The following is a 21198-nucleotide window of genomic DNA, read 5'->3' on the forward strand; positions in this document are numbered from 1 at the left end:
TGCACTTTATTTATATTAACGCTTTTGGTGTTAGCGATTATGTCGTTTTCACTCGCCTATCTTTTTCCAGGCGATACACTTGAAAACCTAACAGGACTCGTGCCGCAAAATGAAATTCAACGTGCGGCATTAGAGCGACAATTTAAGCTAGATCAGCCCTATATTTTCCAGTTTTTCTATTATGTAGGCAATTTGCTCACTGGTGACTGGGGATACAGCTTTACGTCAGGCCTGCCGCTAAGAGAAGAAATAGGTATTGCGATGCCAGCCACAATAGAACTGGCAACCTATGCCATGTTGATGGCCTTATTCGTTGGAATACCGCTTGGTTATTATGCAGGGATTCGCAGCTATTCAACATCTGATCACCTAATAAATAGCGCAAGTATAACGACCTATTCTTTTCCAGTTTTCTGGTTTGCGCTCTTGCTTATATTGGTTTTCAGTTTGCAGCTAGACGCTGCACCGCTGTCGGGTCGTATCAGTTTGCTTTATAACATCGAACCCGTATCAGGCTTTATTCTCATTGATATTTTATTGTCTGACGTAGAAAATAAGACTTTAGCCTTCAAAGATGCGTTATCGCACTTATTATTACCTACGTTTGCCATTGGTGCTATCGCCACCGCTTCGATGATACGTATAACAAGACGTTCTGTTATAGACGTAAAACACCGCCCCTATATCGCTGCAGCAATATCTAGAGGCCTTTCAAGTTGGCAGATATTCTTTCGTCATATTTTGCGTAACGCGTTACTGCCAATATTACCACTAATGGCGATACAAATTACGACACTAATAACGAACGCTATGATTGTCGAAACTTTGTTTTCTTGGCCAGGGATCGGTAATTGGCTGATTCAAGCTATTTATCAACGAGATTACCCTGCCCTTAGAATTGGTATGATGACAGTATCCACGGTGGTAATTACACTCACGATTCTGGTTGATTTGTTTAACCGAATGATTGACCCAAGCAGAGAGAAATACGAACGTGCCACAGTTTAGTTTATACGACGAAGAATTCCATCCGTCGCCGTGGCAACGGACTTGGGCATCATTTAGAGCGAGCCACATCGCCATGCTTGGCCTGATTATGCTGGCATTGTTTGTTGTGTGTGCGCTGTTTGCACCAATCATCACTCCCTATGATGCCGTGGAACAAAATATCGACGGACTGTTGATACCGCCTAGCTGGTTAGCTAATGGCTCTATATCGCACCTTTTCGGTACTGATGCGTTGGGTCGAGACCTATTTACCCGCATAATTTATGGGTGTCGCATCACATTAGGCTCGGCATTCATTACTGTTGTGCTGGCCATGTTAGTCGGTGTTAGCCTTGGGACCTTTGCAGGCATGCTGCGAGGTGTTCGCTCAAGTATCGTCAACCACTTACTCGATGCACTTATGGCCATTCCCACGTTACTTATTGCGATTATTATCGTTGCAATATTGGGTACCGGTTTGGTTAACAGCATGTGGGCAATTACCCTTGCACTTATTCCACAGTTTGTACACCACACAAGAAGTTTTGTACGCGCCGAAATGAAAAAAGAATATATAGTGGCGTCTAAATTGGACGGTGCCAGTAGATGGCAACTTTTTGCTCATTCTATACTACCGAACATGACCGAAATGCTGGTTGTACAGGGCACGCTTGCACTTTCTATTGCAGTTATCGACATATCTGCACTTGGTTTTCTGAATTTAGGCGCGCAGTCACCGCTTCCGGAACTTGGCGTTATTTTAGCTGATGGGCTAGATGTTGCTTATCTAGCACCGTGGAACGTTGCCGTCCCCGGCATGGCGATATTCTTCATGGTGCTATCTATCAACATTGTGGGCGACGGTTTGCGTTCAGCACTTAGAAAAAGAGTGAGTCATTAATATGCCAATGCTTGATATTAAAAACCTCACCTTGGAAATGCAGAGCAGCGATGGCGCAATTAAGGCGTTGGATAAGGTTAATCTGTCGGTTAGCAGCGGGGAAATTCGCGCACTGGTAGGAGAGTCTGGCTCAGGCAAAAGTTTGATCGTGTCCGCCATTTGCGGAGCCCTTCCTAACCAATGGAATTTAACGGCTGACCGCATGAGTTGGAATGGTGAAAACCTGCTGAGTATGTCTGTACAGCAGCGTCGTGAGGTCATGCGCCGAGAAATAGCGGTCGTATTCCAAAACCCACAGGCAAGTTTAGACCCATCGGCAACCCTTGGAGAGCAGTTGGAAGAGAGCATTCCCGATGAATTTGTTGAAGGGAGCTGGTTCTGGCAACGAGCACAACATCGCAAAAAGATCGCAATAAGCACCGTTCACAAAGTAGGAATAAAGTACCACAAGCATTATTTAAGCGCTTTTCCTCATCAAATACCGGCTGACATAGGTCAAAAATTCATGATTGCGATGGCCCTGGTTTCACAGCCTAAATTGCTCATCGCCGATGACCCAACTCGGGGAATGGAACCTACAACAAAAACACAAATTCTGAAGCTCTTCACTCGTTTGAATCAGACCCGCTCGCTCTCGATCTTGTTTGTTAGTCACGACCTACTGGCAATTGCAAGTATGTCTCACTCTATGACGGTGTTGTATGCAGGGCAGACTGTAGAATCAGGTAGAATGAAGCACATTAAGAAGCGCCCTCTGCACCCTTACACAAAAGCATTACTAGACAGCGCGCCGAGCTTCAGAAAAGATTTACCACCGAAATCGCTGCTACCCACGCTTGGTGGCTCTATTCCCACTCTACAGCATTTGCCTATTGGTTGCCGATTAGGTCCGCGCTGCCCTCGTGCTCAGCGCGCCTGTGTACAAACACCAGCCGTGCGTAAAATTCACGATCACAATTACAGCTGTCACTTCCCTCTACATATGGAGAAGCTGTAATGGATATCATGCAGGTTAAAGATCTCACGTTTATTCATAACGAAAGGAAACGTTGGCTAAAACGCCCTGAAGTATTTCAACTTGGCCCAGTGAACTTAAGCGTAAAGCGCGGTGAAACCATTGCAATTATTGGTGAAAACCGCTCAGGTAAATCCCTGTTGGCTAAGCTCTTGGTAGGTGCACTGCCTGCTGATGCAGGTGAAATTGAAATTAACACACACAAATATTTAGCCAAATACCAGTCTAAAGATAGCCAGCAAAAACGTACCCATGACATTCGTATGATCTTGCAGCATAGCTCCGAGTCGATGAATCCATCGGTTCCTGTGGGAAAAATTTTGGATGAGCCATTGCGTTTGAATACAGGCCTAAGCGAAGCTGAACGCAAACCAATTATAGAAGATATGTTGGTGAAGGTAGGCCTCTTGCGCGAACACTATTACTTTTATCGACATATGCTTTCTGATGGGCAGCAGCAGCGCGTAGCGCTAGCCAGAGCCATTGTGTTAAAGCCCAAAGTGTTAGTGGCTGACGAACCTTTTGCAGCGTTAGACCCCTCCATTCGTTCGCAAACGGTGAATCTTATATTGAAGCTTCAGCAAGAACTTGGTTTGGCGTTTATCTTTATTAGTCACAACTTGGGTATTGTGCGACACATTGCTGACAGGGTTATTGTGATGGAAGGCGGTGAAATTGTAGAAGAAGGCAAGACCGAAACTATCTTTAGGTGGCCCCAGCATACGCGCACTAAGAAACTCGTTACCGCATACCAGTCACTGGTACCACAAAACACAATTCGAGAATAACGAGGTTATCATTTAGGTACTGCTTTCTTAAGACGCGTACTCACACAATGAACAGGGTCGTTCTGCTCAACGCAAAGAGAAAACCCTAGAAAGCCTTTTTTGAACAAACGCCATGCAATAAAAAAGGGGCAAATAAACTGCCCCTTGTACAGCAATGCATTCGTGCTTTCTAGCCAACCAGAGCCAAAAGTATACCTGCGGCAACCGCACTACCTAGCACGCCAGCCACGTTAGGTCCCATTGCATGCATAAGTAAGAAGTTATGGGGGTTTGCTTCTAGCCCAACTTTGTTCACCACTCTGGCTGCCATTGGCACAGCAGAGACGCCAGCCGCGCCTATTAGCGGGTTTATACTGCCACCCGTCAGCTTACTCATTAGCTTGGCCATGAGTACACCTGCGGCAGTGCCTATACCAAACGCGATAGCCCCAAGCCCCAAAATACCTAAGGTCTCGACCGTAAGGAATGCTTCAGCAGATAACTTTGATCCTACTGCTAAACCAAGGAAAATAGTGACCGTATTGATGAGCTCGTTTTGGGCTGTTTTGCTCAACCTGTCTACCACGCCACACTCTTTCATTAAATTACCGAAGCAGAACATGCCGACAAGCGGCGTTGCAGCAGGTAAGAATAAGATAGTCATAAACAGCACAGCAAGCGGGAAAATAATCTTCTCTCGCTTTGACACAGGTCGTAGTTGACCCATTTTTATCTCGCGCTCTTCTTTTGTGGTCAGCGCTTTCATGATAGGTGGCTGGATAATAGGCACCAACGCCATATAAGAGTATGCAGCGACTGCAATCGCACCAAGCAAATCAGGCGCAAGCCGTGAGGCGAGGAAAATGGCAGTAGGCCCATCCGCGCCACCTATGATAGCAATGGCGCTCGCGTCCTTTAACGTAAACTCAAAGCCAGGTATTAGGTTTAGCGCTATAGCGCCAAACAAGGTAGCAAAAATACCGAACTGCGCAGCTGCACCAAGTAACAACATTTTGGGGTTAGCAATAAGCGCACTGAAATCAGTCATTGCGCCTACGCCCATGAAGATGAGCAGAGGAAATACCCCTGTATCTATGCCGATTTTGTATATGTAGTGCAGCAACCCACCCGCTTCTGAAAAACCAGCAATAGGGATGTTAGTAAGCAATGCACCAAAACCAATGGGCAGTAAAAGCAATGGCTCAAACTTTTTAACAATGGCTAAGTACAGCAAGCCGAAACCCACTGCCATCATTATAAGCTGGCCCGCTTCAAAGTGCGCAAGCGCGGTACTATCCCAAAGTACCATTAACTTATCCATGTACTACCCCAATAAGATTAACGGTTGACCACTGGTTACGGCATCGCCTTCACTAACAGTAATGTCGGTGACCGTACCGGTGTATGCGGAGCGGATCTCTGTCTCCATTTTCATGGCTTCAAGGATCATCACCACATCGCCTTCTGACACACTGTCGCCGTTTCTCACCAAGACTTTGAAGACGTTACCTGCAAGCGGTGCATCAATAGACTGTGAAGCGGTAGAGGCTGATAGCGCAGCGCTATTGGTTTGAGGCTGTGCTTGCGTCTGAGAGCCACTAGCAGGTGTAACGCTCGTCAGCGTACCTGAAGGTGCCACTTCTACGCGATACACTCTTCCATCTACGTTTACGTCGTAAGTTTCACTCGCGGTAGCCCCTTGTGAGGTTGACTTGGCTTCAGCAGGCTTAGGCGCACTCGAGCTTTGCGACTCTTGCGCGCTAGGTGCAGGTTCAAACGCATCAGGGTTGCCGCGGTTTTCGATAAACTTTAGGCCTATCTGCGGGAATAAGGCATAAGTCAAAACATCATCAATTTTATCGTCTGACAGCGATAGTTGCTTTTTCTCAGCCAGTTCATCAAGCTCTTTACTCAGTGTATCCAGCTCTGGGGCAATATTGTCCGCAGGGCGGCATGTAACGGGTTCTGCGCCATCAAGCACACGCGCCTGCAACTCTTTGTTTACTGGTGCTGCAGTAGCGCCATATTCACCTTTGAGAACGCCTGCGGTTTCTTTGGTAATGCTTTTGTAACGTTCGCCAGTGAGTACGTTAAGCACTGACTGCGTGCCCACAATTTGTGAGGTTGGCGTAACAAGAGGAATGAACCCAAGATCTTCCCTTACCCGTGGAATTTCTTTTAACACTTCTTCGAATTTATCTTCAGCGCCCTGCTCTTTAAGCTGACTTTCCATGTTGGTTAGCATTCCGCCCGGTACTTGAGCCAAAAGAATACGTGCGTCTACCCCTTTGAGACTGCCTTCGAACTTGCTGTATTTCTTTCTTACCTCTCTGAAGTAACTGGCAATGTCTTCAAGCTCAGGCAATGAAATGCCCGTATCGCGCTCAGTCCCTTCTACGATAGAAACCATGGTCTCAGTTGCGCTATGGCCATAAGTCATGCTCATTGAAGAAATAGCCGTGTCCAGCATATCAATGCCGGCATCGATAGCTTTTTGATACGTCGCCGTACTCAACCCTGTTGTGGCATGGCACTGCATGGCAATAGGTACATCAACCGTTTCTTTTAATCCGGTAATCAATGCCTCGCACTCGTACGGTTTTAAAAGCCCAGCCATATCTTTTACGCAGATAGAATGAACCCCTAGGTCTTCAAGCTGTTTCGCCATTTCGAGCCAAAGCTTAAGATTGTGCACAGGGCTTACCGTATAAGAAATTGTCCCTTGCGCGTGAGCGCCACTGTCTATGGTCGCTTTTATTGCGGTTTTCAAATTCCTAATGTCATTCATGGCATCAAAAATTCTAAATACATCTACGCCACTTTCGTGAGCACGCTCTACAAAGCGAGTGACAACATCGTCAGCATAATGGCGGTAACCCAATAGGTTTTGACCACGCAACAGCATTTGCTGTTTCGTGTTAGGCATGGCTGCTTTTAGCTTTCTGATGCGCTCCCAAGGGTCTTCCCCTAAATAACGAATACAGGCATCAAATGTAGCACCACCCCAAGATTCAACTGACCAAAAGCCAGCTTTATCTAGTTTTTCCGCTATGGGAAGCATATCTTCAATACGCATGCGCGTAGCAAGAAGGGATTGGTGGGCATCACGCAGAACCAGCTCGGTAAGGGCCAGAGGCTTAGACATGGTAACTCCTGATTAGACTTTATTTTTTAGAATTTTGGCGATGGGTATGAATTGCGGCAGAAATAGCCGCGATAAAGTTTCCGTCTATTCCTGGTTGTACCGCTTGATTGTTTCGACTCAAATTAGCTGAAGGCCCTTTTAAATGAGCTGAAGGCCCTTTTAAATGAGCTGAAGGCTCTGCTATTTCACCGGGAAAAGCTTCACAAAATCGGGCAATGAGATGAATACCCACAATAAGAAGCCCTAAGAATGAGAAAACAAATATCATTCCTATAAGCATAAGAGAACCCGCTTCAAAGAGCAGGCTAGCGACGGATCCCGAATTCATATTCAATCCTGTTGTTATTTTGTACCTGAATAAGTATCACGTGGTTTTTCAAAACACAACAAAGCAGCATAAAAAAACACTTTAAAATGAATAAAACCCGCCAAAATGAAACTTAATGCATTATTTCTTAATAAATTTGCAACAAAAGCATATTTTAGGAATTAGCATAAGCGTTGCCGATGCCAGCAATCTACGTTTACGTTCATTTATACTCACACCTTAATGAAAGCCTATATTTTCCGTAAAGTCACTGTCTAGCTGTTTAGCGAAATCTTTCGCATGCACCGCCATAAAAGTTATAAAACAGCTATTTGCGAACGAAGTAGTATTTTCCGTGGCGTCGCCCGATTTAACCACGACATAGATATGCATACTTGACGCACCAGTGTGTACCAACGATGCGGTTATCTCAACTAACTGGCCTACTTTTATAGGTTTTATGAAACGTATGCCATTGGCAGACACCGTGACGCAGTAACATTTGGACCACTGCGCGGCATAGGCTGCTTGGTCAATCCATTTCATTAAGCAGCGATAGAGAGCATGCCACCGTGAACGTTACCGCCAAAGTTCACATCGGTAGGTTCTGCTAAAAATCGAAAAGTAGTAGAGGAATGTGCCATAGCGTACCTCGCGCTTTACTGGTGTTAGACAAATTAAGTTTAGCTTAAATTTTAAACATCGCGCTTAGGCGAAAGTGGAGAGAACAAAAATAAAAGGAGTAGAAATGAAAAACCCACCTAAAAAGGTGGGTTTTTCAATATGGCGCGTGTGGAAGGATTCGAACCTCCGACCGCCTGGTTCGTAGCCAGGTACTCTATCCAGCTGAGCTACACACGCGTAAACTTGTGTACTTTTGAATTTTACATCAAAAGGTGACGCTTTAAAATAAGTGGCGCGTGTGGAAGGATTCGAACCTCCGACCGCCTGGTTCGTAGCCAGGTACTCTATCCAGCTGAGCTACACACGCGCAAAACTTGTTGTTGGCCGTCACTGCCAACGAATAATGGCGGAGAGGGAGGGATTCGAACCCTCGATACGCGTATATGCGTATGGTTCCTTAGCAGGGAACTGGTTTCAGCCACTCACCCACCTCTCCTTGACTGCGGGGTGCATTTTACGGATTCATTGGCCTGAGTCAAACCTTTTTTATAAAGAAATTGTTCACCCGCTGCCATTTTAAACGATTCGAGCAAAAAACCAGTAATTTGTTCGCAATACAAGCAATTAAACCGAATTTTATTTAACGATGCTCGTTAATTTGCATTTGAATATGCGCAGCTTCATTGCAGTTTTAACTGACCCGCCTTAATAATTTAGTCAATTTTTCAAAAATAATATCAAAAAGTTTTGAATTTATTTGTTCATAACCAAGTACGCTGATTCGTATTACTTACTTAAGTTATTTAAAAACGCTCCAAAATCTCTGATAAAGTGGTTAATGTCTCGATTTAAAAATCGTCCACCCAGAAGGCATTGTGCTAGAAAAAAGCTGTGCACGACCCGGAGACTTAACTTGGTCGTTAGCGCGAGACATCACAACGTCATTTCTGGCGAAATAGAACAGAAACAATAGACTTACGCTAAAGCCCGATAAGATTTACTCACTTAAAACAAAAAAGGCCAGCGTAAGCTGACCTTTTCCAATGAAGCGTATAATGCAATTATTCTGCAGAGCCTGGCTGACCGCCTTTTTCTGCCTGAATGCGCATGTATATCTCTTCACGGTGCACAGAAACTTCCTTTGGTGCATTCACACCGATACGTACCTGATTCCCTTTTACACCTAGTACGGTAACGGTTACATCGTCACCAACCATAAGCGTTTCACCAACTCGACGAGTCAAAATAAGCATTCGCTTGCTCCTGTTCCTTAATACTGAACATCATCCATTAAGATTTGCCAACCCATCGGCACGACCCGATGGAAGCGACAGTGATTCCATGTTTCTGCGTCACTTCAAAAACTCACTGTTATATACAAAAATAATTATAACTTATCTTGTAACCAAGCGTTAACCGAATCTAGCGCCTGGCCCAAGTTTTCAGGCTGATCACCGCCTGCCTGTGCCATATCTGGACGACCGCCCCCTTTGCCACCTACTTGTGATGCGACAAAGTTAACTAGCTCGCCCGCTTTAACTTTACTAGTGAGGTTTTTAGTAACGCCAGCAATAAGATTCACTTTCGCGTCATTAGCCACACCTAATACTACGATCCCTTCACCAATTCGGTTTTTAATGTCATCCATCATTGAACGCAATGACTTCGCTTCAACACCTTCCAAATTCGCAATAAGAACTTTAACGCCATTTATCTCTACTGCATTACTAAGCATATCAGCACCTTGCTGACTCGCCAGTTTTTGTTTCGCAGAATTGAGCGCTTTTTCTAGTTCTTTAGTCTGATTTTGTAGAGAAACTACGCGATCAAGTACATTTTGGCTGTCTGTTTTCAATAACGCAGACAATGAAGACAGTGTCGCTTGTTGGGTTTGCACGACTTCAAGTGCATGCTCGCCAGTAACTGCTTCGATACGTCGAACGCCCGATGCAATACCCGCTTCACTGGTAATTTTAAACAAGCCAATATCACCAGTACGTGTAACGTGAGTACCACCGCATAGCTCAACAGAGAATGGTCCCATGGTTACCACGCGAACTTTTTCGTCGTACTTTTCACCAAATAGCGCCATTGCGCCTGATGCTTTGGCTTCATCTAAATCCATTAGTTCAGTTGCTAGCGTGTGATTTGCACGTATTTCTTGGTTAACTCGTCTTTCGATCTCAGCAAGTTGCTCAGCTGTTACTGCCTCAAAATGCGAGAAGTCAAAACGCATGCGCGGCGCTTCAACCAATGAACCTTTCTGAGTTACGTGCTCACCTAAAATTTCACGCAGTGCTGCATGAAGTAAATGCGTTGCGCTGTGGTTCTTTTTAATGGCTTCACGATTTGCTGCATCAATCGCTGCGGTTGCCGTATCACCTTTAGATACCGAACCTTTAGCAATACCTTTGTGTGCAAACGCATTACCCATTTTTTGGGTATCGGTAACAATGAATTCACCGTTTGCCACGCGAAGCACACCTTTATCTCCAGCCTGACCACCGCTTTCAGCGTAGAACGGTGTGCTGTCTAATACCACAACGCCTTCTTGACCGTCTTCAAGCTTCTCAACAAACGCATTGTCGGCAATAAGTTCAACCACATTCGCCTGGCCTTCTACATCGGTGTACCCAGTAAATGAGGTTGTGTGGTCAACGGCGAGTTTACTATTGTAGTCTGCACCAAAGTTGCTAGCCTGCTGTGCACGGGCACGCTGCGCCTGCATAGCAGCTTCAAAACCTTCTTCGTCAATCTTAAGGTCGTGCTCACGTGCTACATCATTGGTTAAGTCAGTAGGGAAACCATAGGTGTCGTAAAGCTTGAACACTACATCACCCGGCACTGTGTCGCCTTCTAAGGTTTCTAACGTATCGTTTAGGATAGCCATACCACGGGCTAACGTTTTGCTAAACTGCTCTTCTTCAACACGTAGTACTTTTTCAATTACCGGTAGCTGGTCTACAAGTTCTGGATACGCTTCCCCCATTTCTTTGGCAAGTGATGCCACAAGTTTATAGAAGAAGATATCGTTTGCGCCAAGCTGATAGCCGTGGCGAACAGCGCGTCGGATGATACGGCGTAATACGTATCCGCGCCCTTCATTCGATGGCATAACGCCATCGCAAATTAAGAAGCTGCAAGAACGAATGTGATCGGCGATAACCCGTAGCGATTTATTTTCTAAATCTTCGCTACCCACAATTGATGCTGCCGACTTAATTAAGTTCTGGAACAGGTCAATCTCGTAGTTGCTATGCACATTCTGCAAAATAGCTGAAATACGCTCTAGACCCATACCGGTATCGATGGAAGGCTTAGGAAGAGGCTCCATGGTACCGTCAGCTTGTTTGTTAAACTGCATGAATACCAGGTTCCAAATTTCGATAAAGCGGTCGCCGTCTTCTTCTGGTGTTCCCGGAGGACCACCCCAAATGTGCGCACCGTGATCGTAGAAAATTTCAGAACAAGGACCACATGGACCGGTATCGCCCATAGACCAGAAGTTATCTGACGTGCTAATGCGAATAATCTTTTCTTTTGGAATACCAATATGGTTTTCCCAGATGTCGAAAGCTTCGTCATCTTCAGAATAAACGGTGACTAAGAGCTTTTCTTTTGGCAAACCAATTTCTTTGGTAAGGAAATTCCACGCAAACTCTATCGCTTCTTTTTTGAAATAATCGCCAAAGCTGAAATTACCCAGCATTTCAAAAAAGGTATGGTGACGCGCAGTGTAACCTACGTTCTCAAGGTCGTTATGCTTACCACCTGCGCGAACGCAGCGCTGTGACGATACCGCACGGGTATAGCTGCGTTTTTCCGCACCTAAAAAACAGTCTTTAAACTGGTTCATGCCCGCGTTGGTAAAAAGAAGTGTGGGATCATCTGCCGGAACCAGTGACGAGCTCGCCACCGCTTGGTGGCCATGGCTTTTAAAATAATCGATAAACTTGTTACGTAAGTCAGCAGTTGATAATGTCATTGAAAACCTAACTTCCTTTATTCTATTTTTGAAACGTGCGATTTGCCTGTTCTAATGAGCTTTATAATCGGGGCAGTTTGCGAATACGCAATACGCTTATCCTCGCTATAATTCTCTGGATAATTAAAATGCACACAAATTTGCGCAACAATACCATGGATAACGCAATTTTGTTAAGTGTAACGGGGAGAAGATAGGCTCAAATTTCACTTTAAGTAGACGAAAATAGCCAGTATTCATAAAACGAATCGCCAACGGCATCTATTTGTCGGTAAACATGAGCATAAATCAGCCGTTTTAGCTAGATTCGTTTGCGCTTACCGCATATTCAATGTGATCTTGGTAAAAGCCACGATATTGAAGAAATTGTTTCTGCTTTTGTCTCAACGCGAATTCGGTTTCATAAAAGTCGCCAAACTTTTTCTCTTTTACTTTTTTAGCACTTTCAAACCAGTCAGCGTCAATCTCTCTCATTGCGTGTTCTGCAGTACTTTCATCAACACCGTATTGCTGTAAGTCTAATTTAATCGCGCGGGGTCCCTTCCCTTTTAAGTACAGTGCGCGAGCTCGGCTTTCTGCAAATCTAGCATCGCTTTGGATATCAGCATCTTTGAATTCCTCGAGAATAGGCATGAAAGCATCACTCGCTATTCCCTTCTGCTGCAACTTTCGCATAATCTCGTTAAAGCTATGCTCTCGTCGTGCCAGCATGCGAGTAATCGCGTCGGTAATGATTTTTCGGTCGAACTCTGACATTTTTGTAAAATTACTCTTCTGTATTAAACGTAGAAACCGCGTTATTTTAGCGTTAATTACTCGTAGATTGCGACTATCTAACGTTTTACGCACTTAACCTCTACATGATGTAAACTGCATGACAGCATCCAACTATCGCATAACAATAATAGATTCGATTGAACAGTTCTCTAAAGAGCGCTGGCAATACCTCGCGAAAGAAGCGGGTCCCTTTGTTTCTTATGAATTTTTACATGCGCTAGAACGCAGCGGCTCGTGCAGCAATGAATCTGGGTGGCAGCCTTGCCATATCGCTATAGCGAGAGGTAAGCATGAGGCTGCAAATCTTGTTATTCCTGGCTACCTGAAAACTCATAGCTACGGTGAATACGTGTTCGACCACGCGTGGGCTAATGCTTATGCACAGCACGGTCTCGACTATTATCCTAAATGGATATCTGCCATCCCCTTCACCCCCGTAACAGGTTCTAGACTACTTTCTGATGGGCACATTGCGCTTACTCCGTCACTTTTAAGTGAACTAGAAAATACATTAACAGCGTATGTAGAGTCCGTATTTGGTGAGGCTTTATCATCTTTTCATTGGCTATTTCCCAATGAAAGCACCTCGGCTCAACTCATTGGTAAAGGCGAGACTGAGACCAGTGAATTAGCCGATGATTTGCTTAATGACCAATTCAAAGTTCAACCCAGTATTCCCAACCATTACCTGACCCGATACGCGGTTCAGTTTCAGTGGCATAACTACGGTTATGGTGATTTCGACGATTTTCTTAACGCGCTTACCTCCCGCAAAAGAAAAGATATCAAGAAAAGTCGACGTAAACTGAACGAGCAAGGCGTCCGCTTTACCCATCATACCGGCAATGAGATTAATCCAGAAACACTGCAGTTTTTCACAAAGTGTTACAAAGCAACCTATTTAAAACGAAGCGGTCACGTGGGATATTTGAATGATGCGTTCTTTGAGCAGCTTGTCGAGAGCATGAGCGATAACATGCTTATAGTGACGGCAGTAGAGAATGAGGTAGCAGTAGCCAGCGCCCTCTTTTTCTACGATGAGACAGGACTGTATGGCAGATACTGGGGAGCACTGAAAGAAATAGACGGGCTACATTTTGCCTGCTGTTATTTTGAAGGCATTGAATTCGCCATTGAGAAAAAACTATCGCTTTTTAATCCCGGCACCCAAGGTGAACATAAAATACTTCGAGGCTTCGAGCCCATTTATTGCTGTTCTCATCACAAATTACAGCATCCGTCGTTTCACACTGCTGTAGCAGACTTTTTACAGCGAGAAACGCCACATATAGCAAGCTATTTTAATCAGGCACGGAATGCTTTACCGTTTAACAAGGAATTTGTGCCTACTTTAAAAACAACGAGTGTCACTGCACCTAACGACGACACTTATAATCACAACGAGAAAAACGATGAAATATAAACTTCTTGCCGTAGCGATTGCGGCATCTTTGGGACTTGCTGGTTGCGGTCAGCCTGAAAAAGCCCAAGAACAAACCAGCAATGTTGAAGCGCCAGAAATGAAGGGCGAAGCGGAACTAGGCTCTTTTGGCGTAGACTTGACCGCTCGTAATGAAGCGGTAAAACCTGGTGATGACTTCTTCATGTACGCGAGCGGTACATGGTACGACAACTACGAGCTGCCCGCTGACAAAACTCGCTACGGCGCGTTTACGGGTCTTGCAGAGCGCAGTGAAGAGCAAGTTAAAAACATCATTGATGGGCTAATGGAAAAATCTTCGCTTAATGCAGAAGAGAAGCTTGTTCACGACTTTTTCGTTGCTTATATGGATACAGATACCATCAACGAAAAAGGTATTGAGCCAATTAAAGACGTACTCACGTCTATCGATAGCATTGAAAACAAAACTGACCTAACCAAAGCATTTGGTAACAGCTGGTTAGTAGGCTCAACCACGCCAATTGGCGGCGGTATGTGGTACAACCGCCTTGACCCAAATGAATACCAATTAAGTGTTGGTGTTGGTGGTTTAGGCCTTCCTGATCGCGACTACTACCTAAGCGATAGCGAACGTTTTGTTAAAATTCGTGAAGCGTATGTAGCGCACATCGAGCAGATGCTTAATTTTGCAGGCGAAGAGAACGCAGCTGAAAAAGCGGCGAACATTCTTGCCCTTGAAACACAAATTGCAGAAATTCAGTGGCCTCGCGAAAAACGCCGTGACCGAGATCTTACTCTTAACCAGATTGAACGTAGCAAGCTGTCTGACGAGTACCCTGGCTTTGATTGGGATACGTATTTTGCTCAAACCGGTTATAAGGTACCTGAGCTTAATATTACACAGCCTGAGCCAGTAAAAGACGTTATTAAAATTATTAACGAAGCTGATCTAGCTGATTGGAAGTCGTACTTGAAGTATCACACTATTTCAAACAATGCGGATTTCCTTTCTGAAGATATCTACCTAGCCAACTTTGACTTCTTTGGTCGTACACTAAGCGGTCAGCAAGAGCCTCGTCCTCGTTGGAAGCGCGCAGTTAGCCAAATGTCTGGTACTGAGTCACTGGGTTTTGCTATCGGCAAGATTTACGTAAACGAATACTTCCCAGAAAGCTCAAAAGAGCAAATGGCAGAGCTGGTTGAAAACTTGCGTACAGCACTAGGTGAGCGTATTGAAAACCTAGACTGGATGAGCGAAGAAACCAAGGTAAATGCAAAAGAAAAGCTTATGGCATTTAACCCTAAAATTGGCTACCCAGACGAATGGCAGTCATTTGATGGCGTAACCATTAGCGAAAAAGACTTAGTAGGCAATGTTCGTAACCTACGCACATTCTTCCAAGACCAATCGGTAGAACGTGAGCTAGAGAAAACGGATCGCAATCGCTGGGGTATGACACCACAGCGCGTTAATGCCTACTACAATAGCTCGTTCAATGAAATTGTATTCCCAGCGGCTATTTTGCAACCACCATTCTTTGATCCAAACGCCGACGCAGCGGTTAACTACGGTGCAATCGGTGCGGTAATTGGTCACGAAATGGGTCATGGTTTTGACGATCAAGGCTCGAAGTCAGATGCAAACGGTATTCAGCGCAACTGGTGGACCGATGCTGACCGCGCAGCGTTTGAAGAAAAAGCAGATATGCTAGCCGAGCAATACAGCCAGTACGAGCCTATCGAGGGTAACTTCGTAAATGGTCGCAACAGCTTAGGTGAAAACATTGGTGATGTGGGTGGTCTAGCCATGGCTTACCACGCCTACAAACTCAGCCTTAACGGCAAAGAAGCGCCAGTTATTGATGGCCTAACTGGCGATCAGCGTTTCTTCCTTGCATGGGCACAAGTGTGGAAAGAAAAACGCACTGAAGAAAGCATGCTGAATCAACTTCGCGCGGGTACACACGCGCCAGGTCGTTATCGTGCACAAGCGCCAAGAAACCATGATGCATGGTATGAAGCGTTTGACGTGAAACCAGGTGATGCACTTTATCTTGCGCCTGAAGAGCGCGTAAGAATTTGGTAACGCATTGAGTTAAGCACTTTGTGAGCACATGCTAGCTTCTCGCGCCGGATAGCGATTTGTATCTGGCGCCAGCTAATACCAGTCCGCATAGCTCATTTAGAAAGTGTAGATAATTAAAAAAGGCGGTTCGACTTATCTCGAACCGCCCTTTTTATTTTTCTAATCAGTATTCGATCAGTGGTACTTATACGCCAGCCGCGAGTACTTGTTTAACTTCCGTTTGCTTATTTATCTTCCGTATTGGGCAACTAAATCGCGAACGTATTGCTTACAACGGGCTACAGCTTCTGAAAAATCACCGTTACCCACACTGCCCATGGAATAACGAAGCCAATACCCATCAATTAATGCAGCGGTAGACGCCGCGGCGTTTTTGACCTGCTCAGGTTTAAGTAGCTTGCGGTAACTAAACGCTAAATTACGCTCTAAGCGTTTGTGGTTAATACACTGCAAACGATGCAAGCCTTTGTTGTGTAGTGACAACGCCCAGAAGTTAAACCAGGTATTGGTGGCGGAACTCGCCCCTTGCGTTTGTGAAAAGTTATTTTCAATAATGAAATCAATCCGCTCTAGGGGATCGTCAATACGCTGCGTGATTTTTAGCGCATCGAGAAGGTGGCGCATCGTTGCTTCAATTAAACCTTGCTTGTCACCAAAATAGTGACTGATTATCCCTGAAGAAAGCCCAGCTCTTTTGCTAATTAAGCTAATCGTTGTACCGTGATAGCCAACTTCTGCCATCACTTCTAGCGTTGCTTCTATTAATTGCTTCTTGCGAACTGGCTCCATTCCCACCTTGGGCATGCTACAACTCCAAACCTTAAATCTAAAAAAATAACCTGCGACAGCACAATGCCGCCGCAGGCATGATATCACGATTAAAAGGTTAAGCGTGCGTTGACTGCAACAGCGCGAGGTGCGCCAATCCAAAATGCGCCTGGTGCAATGGTAGACGCATAGTCTTCATCAAACAGGTTGTTTACTGTTAAACGCACTTCTAGCTCTTCAGCACCTGAACCAATGTTTTCGATAAAGCCGCCAATATAGAAGTCGCTAACGATATAGTCATCAACTTGTGCTGCATTATCAATATCCAGGTAGCGGCTATCAACGTACTTGGTAGACAGGCCTGCAAAGTAGTTATCGCGTGCCCAATCAAGGCTAATTACCGCCATAGTGTCAGGCGTACCGATAACCGTATTACCTTCAATAGCTACCAGTGACACTTCTGGGTTTTCAGGATCAGCGATGGCTGCCAGCGCATCGTCAAGTGTATCGTATTGCGTACCTGAACTACCTACCGTCGCAACATATTCTGACTCGCTTAAGGTAATAGAAGTGAACAACGAGAACTCTTCGGTTAGCATAATGTCTGCTGAAATTTCAAAACCGCTAGACTCAATACCGCCCACGTTTTTGTATCCACCCGCGGCTGCTTCAAGAAAGTCTATGCCCTCTGAGGTTTCGTTACTGGTAAATTGAATACGGTCGTTAAACTCAATATTGTAGTAGGTCACGCTGGCATTGAAACCAGGTGAAGAGTAGCGGAAACCTACGTCAATGTTGTCAGCGGTTTCTGGCTTTATAAAGCGAAGGTCAGTATCGTTGCGCTCTAGTTGTGCATCTTTGATTGCCGCAAAGTTCTCACCGTAACCTGCGAAAACTTCCACTCCTTCAATGGGTAAAGGTGCAACGATACCGGCTGAGAATAAGGTATCTGAGTCAGTATTCACCGCTAAGTTGTTGGCTGAATCAAAGTTGTCCGTTTTCTCGATATCTACGTTAAACTTCTTGGCACCAGCGCGAATGCGGGCAAAGCCTAGATCAAGCTCATCTTCCACATAGTACATCAAGGTATCAACTGGGAAGGTTCTGTCGTACTGCACCCAGTAAGGCACGTTGTCATAATCGACGCTAATAGACGAGTTGGTAATTTTATGCCAATCGCGAGACTCGCCACGCTCATAGTCTTCCCACCAAATACCGAAACGTACGGTATTATCAAAATCACCAATTTTGGTGTACCACACAGCATCAGCATTAATGCCAAAACGCTCTTTATCATAATGGGTGTGACGATATGAGCTCACAGGAATAGCGCCTTGCGCATGACAGCCTGGGTCATATTCTGCACCCGCACCACCATAAGGGAAGGTCAGTGAGCTTTGACAACCCTCAATAGGGCTTAGCTGGTTGCCTTGTCTATCAACAAAGTAGATTTGTCCCAGCTCTTCTCCACCGAATACCGTATTTCCAACAATAAGCTCTGAGTGCCCTTCTGCTCCGTCATCAGTGATATCGACAATATAGGGTGGAACCCATTCGCCGCGTCCTTCATTGTCGTGATAATACACGTTAGTCATAAAATCGACCTGGCCAATAGTAAAGTCAGCCTGTAAATAAGCGAAAAGGTTTTCGCGTAGGGTAGACCAACCTCGACGATACGCCTGATCTTGATAAGGCACGCCTGTCCACTCGTCAGTTAACTGGTCCCAATCTGGATTTTGCTCATATTGCGCCAGCCCGTATATGCGCTGGTAGTTATCTTCGTGGGTATCGTCGTAAGACAGGTAACCTGTAAGAGACACGTCGTTAACGGTAGAGATAAACTTCATAGCTAAATGATCACGGGTGTTCTCTGCTGCCTGCTGCATAAAGTCAGAACTTTCTTGACTTGAAAGGCTTATCCACGCGTAAGTATCTTTAAAGATTTCGCCTGTATCGTAGCGTACATAATATTTTGACGCATCAAATGAACCCGCAGTTACACTGGTTATTAAGCCCTGCTCCGCAGACGGGTCAATTGTGGTGAAATTCAGTGTGCCGCCCAAGGCTTCGTGTGAACGGGAAGCGATATCCGCCGTACCCTGAGAAACTTCAACGCCTTTTACGTTTTCGGTATCAATATAGCGATTCGCTTTCGCGCCACCACCGTAATTCGAGTTACCGTTGGCGATGCCATCTACCGTCATGCCAATTTGCTGCTCGTTTAGGTTTACTTGAAAGCCACGAATAACAATAGACGTTGACCAGTCATCTGCCCCAAAAGTATCACCTTCGTTAATAAGTACACCCGGCAGGTTATCAACCGCAGCTAACACACTGCTAAGATTAGCCTGTTGTTTAAACATGTCGTCGCTCGTAGCGTTATTCGCGTAAGAAACGCTTCGCCCAACAACGGTAATTTCTTCTATGCGCTCTTCGTCAGCACGCTCTGCTTCCTCTGCCCACGCCACTGTAGGTGTAGTCATAGACGAACGTGCTGCAAGTACAGCTAACGAGAGTTTATTGTGTGTTTTCATGTGTTTCCCAAAGTAGTTGTGTAATGTTTACTCACTACTCTAGGGAGGAATTGTTACAGTAGCGTTAAGTTTAATTGAACAATCGATTAATAAAACATTTTCCATGTTTGTTTATTCAATGACATCCAAGTAAACACGCACCAGCTATAAACGGACCAGAAATTTAGCAAAGAAATCTTTGCCTAACAGACACAAAAAAGCCCTCACTAAGGAGGGCCAAAAGGGAAAGGTTTATTTTACCTTGATATTACTTTACGACTGCGTTGCGGCTTGAAAACGGGTGTTTTTGCTTTCAGTCCCGGCTACTTGCTTTTCTGCGTAAAGCAAGGCGTCGTGTAGCGTGTCAAAGTTAGGGATACCTGGGTGCGCTTCGTTTACGCCCTCAAGCACCTTATTGACTTCTGCATTAGCACCACAAATAACCAGCTGACGACCTGCCGCTAGTGCATCTGAGGTAACTGTATCAACTGCCATCGCAGCAGAAACATCCATAAGTGGAACGCGCGAGAAATCTAAAATGGTGACTTTAGAACCCGGTTTCACACGCTCACGAACGTGGTGGCCCAAATCGGCAGCCGCACCAAAGCTTAGTGGCCCGCCAAAACTAAAGATTGATACTTTGTCTTTAAGAGATTCCAATAGCTCATTTTCTTTAGGGTCGTTTAACGACTCAGGGATTTTCTTAAGCTCTTCAATTTGCAGCTGTGCGATTTGCTTAACGTAAGCTAATGCTGCGAATACCACGCCAACACCAACTGCTGTGATCAGATCTACAAATACCGTTAGCGCAAGCACCATAATCATGAGGCCGAAGTCCCAACGGGGGCCTTTGTGAGCGCGCTTCAAGTAACTCCAGTCGATGATATCTAAGCCAACTTTAACCAAGATACCAGCAAGAACTGCGTGAGGAATTTGCGCTGCTAGCGGGCTAAGACCTAACACAATTGCTAGAAGCACTAGCGCGTGTACCATACCTGAAATGTTGTACTTACCACCGCTACGGATATTTACAACAGTACGCATCGTTGCGCCTGCACCTGCGATACCGCCGATAAGACCAGCAAATGTATTACCAATACCTTGGCCGATTAGCTCTTTGTTACTATCGTGACGGGTACGCGTCATGTTATCAGCAACAAGAGATGTAAGTAGACTATCGATGGCTCCCAGCACAGCTAGAATAAACGCGGCTTCAAGAATAAGCAGTGCTTTGCTTTGGTCAAATACTGGAAGGTGAAGGCTAGGTAAACCCGTCGGGATATCACCAAGAATTGGCACAGACAACGCTAAACTTACAAGCGTGCCAATGATAAGTGCAGCCAGTGCACCAGGCACATACTTGCCTAGTTGCGGTGGCCATTTGTAGGCAATAACCAAGGTACCAAGGCCTAACGCCAAGGTTGCAAAATCAATATCGGCAAGCGCGGTTGGCAAGTATGTCAATGCGCCGATTGTTCCACCTGGAGGCTCATGGCCCAGTAAGCGGCCGATTTGAAGAATAATGATGATTGCACCGATGCCCGACATAAAGCCCGATATTACCGGGTAAGGCACTAGGCGAATGTATTGACCAATACCAAGGACACCAAAAACAATCTGGAATATACCGGCCAATATCACCGCTGTGAATATAAGGCTGGTGTCGCCTGATAGACTTGCGAACAAGCCTGCAAGAACAACAACCATAGGCCCCGTTGGACCAGAAATCTGTGCTGGTGTACCACCGAAAAGTGCGGCAAAGAAGCCAACCGCAATAGCACCGTACAGACCCGCCATTGGACCTAAGCCTGACGCGACACCAAGTGCAAGCGCCAGTGGTAAAGCAACGATACCGGCTGTTAAACCGCCGGTAAAATCGCCTCGTAGGTTTGAAAGGTTAATTTTTACCATACTTATAGAC

The 21198-nt window shown here is 45.3% G+C and carries 16 protein-coding genes and 3 tRNA genes; 6 read left to right on the forward strand and 13 right to left on the reverse strand.

Features of this window, described 5'->3' with window-relative positions; all coding sequences use genetic code 11:
• The first annotated feature begins 39 nt into the window (after positions 1–39).
• The 4 genes from BIZ39_RS07390 to BIZ39_RS07405 are packed head-to-tail and all read left to right on the forward strand — an operon-like array spanning position 40 to position 3691.
• Positions 40–1008, forward strand: a complete 969-nt coding sequence (locus BIZ39_RS07390; RefSeq protein WP_187446694.1) for an ABC transporter permease — start codon at positions 40–42, stop codon at positions 1006–1008.
• The gene (locus tag BIZ39_RS07395; protein ID WP_187446695.1) at positions 995–1888 is read left to right on the forward strand and encodes an ABC transporter permease subunit; all 894 of its coding nucleotides are present in this window, start codon (positions 995–997) and stop codon (positions 1886–1888) included. Before BIZ39_RS07390 ends, BIZ39_RS07395 begins: the two co-directional genes overlap by 14 nt.
• Before the next feature lies 1 nt (position 1889).
• Complete coding sequence (locus BIZ39_RS07400; RefSeq protein WP_187446696.1) at positions 1890–2885, forward strand: oligopeptide/dipeptide ABC transporter ATP-binding protein; 996 nt, start codon at positions 1890–1892, stop codon at positions 2883–2885.
• Positions 2885–3691 carry an ATP-binding cassette domain-containing protein gene (locus BIZ39_RS07405; RefSeq protein ID WP_014978626.1) on the forward strand — a complete coding sequence of 269 codons (807 nt, stop codon included), beginning with the start codon at positions 2885–2887 and terminating at the stop codon, positions 3689–3691. The genes BIZ39_RS07400 and BIZ39_RS07405 overlap by 1 nt, the downstream gene beginning before the upstream one ends.
• A 169-nt stretch (positions 3692–3860) precedes the next feature.
• On the opposite strand, the gene BIZ39_RS07410 is transcribed toward BIZ39_RS07405, so the two are convergent.
• The 10 genes from BIZ39_RS07410 to BIZ39_RS07455 form a co-directional block, all read right to left on the reverse strand.
• Positions 3861–4991, reverse strand: a complete 1131-nt coding sequence (locus BIZ39_RS07410; protein WP_061094497.1) for a sodium ion-translocating decarboxylase subunit beta — start codon at positions 4989–4991, stop codon at positions 3861–3863.
• A 3-nt stretch (positions 4992–4994) separates the two neighbouring features.
• Positions 4995–6815 carry a sodium-extruding oxaloacetate decarboxylase subunit alpha gene (oadA, locus tag BIZ39_RS07415; protein WP_187446697.1) on the reverse strand — a complete coding sequence of 607 codons (1821 nt, stop codon included), beginning with the start codon at positions 6813–6815 and terminating at the stop codon, positions 4995–4997.
• A 19-nt stretch (positions 6816–6834) separates the two neighbouring features.
• Positions 6835–7143, reverse strand: a complete 309-nt coding sequence (locus BIZ39_RS07420) for an OadG family protein (RefSeq protein WP_187446698.1) — start codon at positions 7141–7143, stop codon at positions 6835–6837.
• A 219-nt stretch (positions 7144–7362) separates the two neighbouring features.
• Positions 7363–7668: an acyl-CoA thioesterase gene (locus BIZ39_RS07425; protein ID WP_377951569.1), complete on the reverse strand. Its 306-nt coding sequence runs from the start codon at positions 7666–7668 to the stop codon at positions 7363–7365.
• A 238-nt stretch (positions 7669–7906) separates the two neighbouring features.
• Positions 7907–7983 (reverse strand) — tRNA-Arg (locus tag BIZ39_RS07430).
• Between the two features lie 53 nt (positions 7984–8036).
• Positions 8037–8113, reverse strand: a tRNA-Arg gene (locus BIZ39_RS07435).
• A 37-nt stretch (positions 8114–8150) separates the two neighbouring features.
• Positions 8151–8242, reverse strand: a tRNA-Ser gene (locus BIZ39_RS07440).
• A 565-nt stretch (positions 8243–8807) separates the two neighbouring features.
• On the reverse strand, positions 8808–8999 hold the full coding sequence (gene csrA, locus BIZ39_RS07445; protein ID WP_012517705.1) for a carbon storage regulator CsrA: 192 nt from the start codon (positions 8997–8999) through the stop codon (positions 8808–8810).
• Positions 9000–9133: 134 nt separating this feature from the next.
• Positions 9134–11731, reverse strand: a complete 2598-nt coding sequence (gene alaS / locus BIZ39_RS07450; protein ID WP_187446699.1) for an alanine--tRNA ligase — start codon at positions 11729–11731, stop codon at positions 9134–9136.
• A gap of 297 nt (positions 11732–12028) precedes the next feature.
• Positions 12029–12487, reverse strand: a complete 459-nt coding sequence (locus tag BIZ39_RS07455) for a regulatory protein RecX (protein WP_187446700.1) — start codon at positions 12485–12487, stop codon at positions 12029–12031.
• 118 nt (positions 12488–12605) lie between these two features.
• Here BIZ39_RS07455 and BIZ39_RS07460 point away from each other — a divergent pair, with 118 nt between their 5' ends.
• Positions 12606–13931: a GNAT family N-acetyltransferase gene (locus BIZ39_RS07460; RefSeq protein WP_187446701.1), complete on the forward strand. Its 1326-nt coding sequence runs from the start codon at positions 12606–12608 to the stop codon at positions 13929–13931.
• Positions 13921–15996: a M13 family metallopeptidase gene (locus BIZ39_RS07465; RefSeq protein WP_187446702.1), complete on the forward strand. Its 2076-nt coding sequence runs from the start codon at positions 13921–13923 to the stop codon at positions 15994–15996. Before BIZ39_RS07460 ends, BIZ39_RS07465 begins: the two co-directional genes overlap by 11 nt.
• Positions 15997–16224: 228 nt before the next feature.
• Here BIZ39_RS07465 and betI read toward each other — a convergent pair whose 3' ends face one another.
• The 3 genes from betI to BIZ39_RS07480 all read right to left on the reverse strand — a co-directional run bounded on the left by betI (position 16225) and on the right by BIZ39_RS07480 (position 21188).
• Positions 16225–16800 (reverse strand): transcriptional regulator BetI, encoded by a 576-nt coding sequence (betI, locus tag BIZ39_RS07470; protein ID WP_061485063.1) that lies wholly within the window; start codon positions 16798–16800, stop codon positions 16225–16227.
• Between the two features lie 74 nt (positions 16801–16874).
• Positions 16875–19298 (reverse strand): TonB-dependent receptor domain-containing protein, encoded by a 2424-nt coding sequence (locus tag BIZ39_RS07475; RefSeq protein WP_187446703.1) that lies wholly within the window; start codon positions 19296–19298, stop codon positions 16875–16877.
• A gap of 252 nt (positions 19299–19550) precedes the next feature.
• On the reverse strand, positions 19551–21188 hold the full coding sequence (locus BIZ39_RS07480) for a SulP family inorganic anion transporter (protein WP_049587661.1): 1638 nt from the start codon (positions 21186–21188) through the stop codon (positions 19551–19553).
• Between the last annotated feature and the right edge of the window lie 10 nt (positions 21189–21198).

It is taken from the genome of Alteromonas sp. BZK5 (assembly GCF_014349115.1).
GTDB classification, from domain to species: Bacteria; Pseudomonadota; Gammaproteobacteria; order Enterobacterales; family Alteromonadaceae; genus Alteromonas; species Alteromonas macleodii.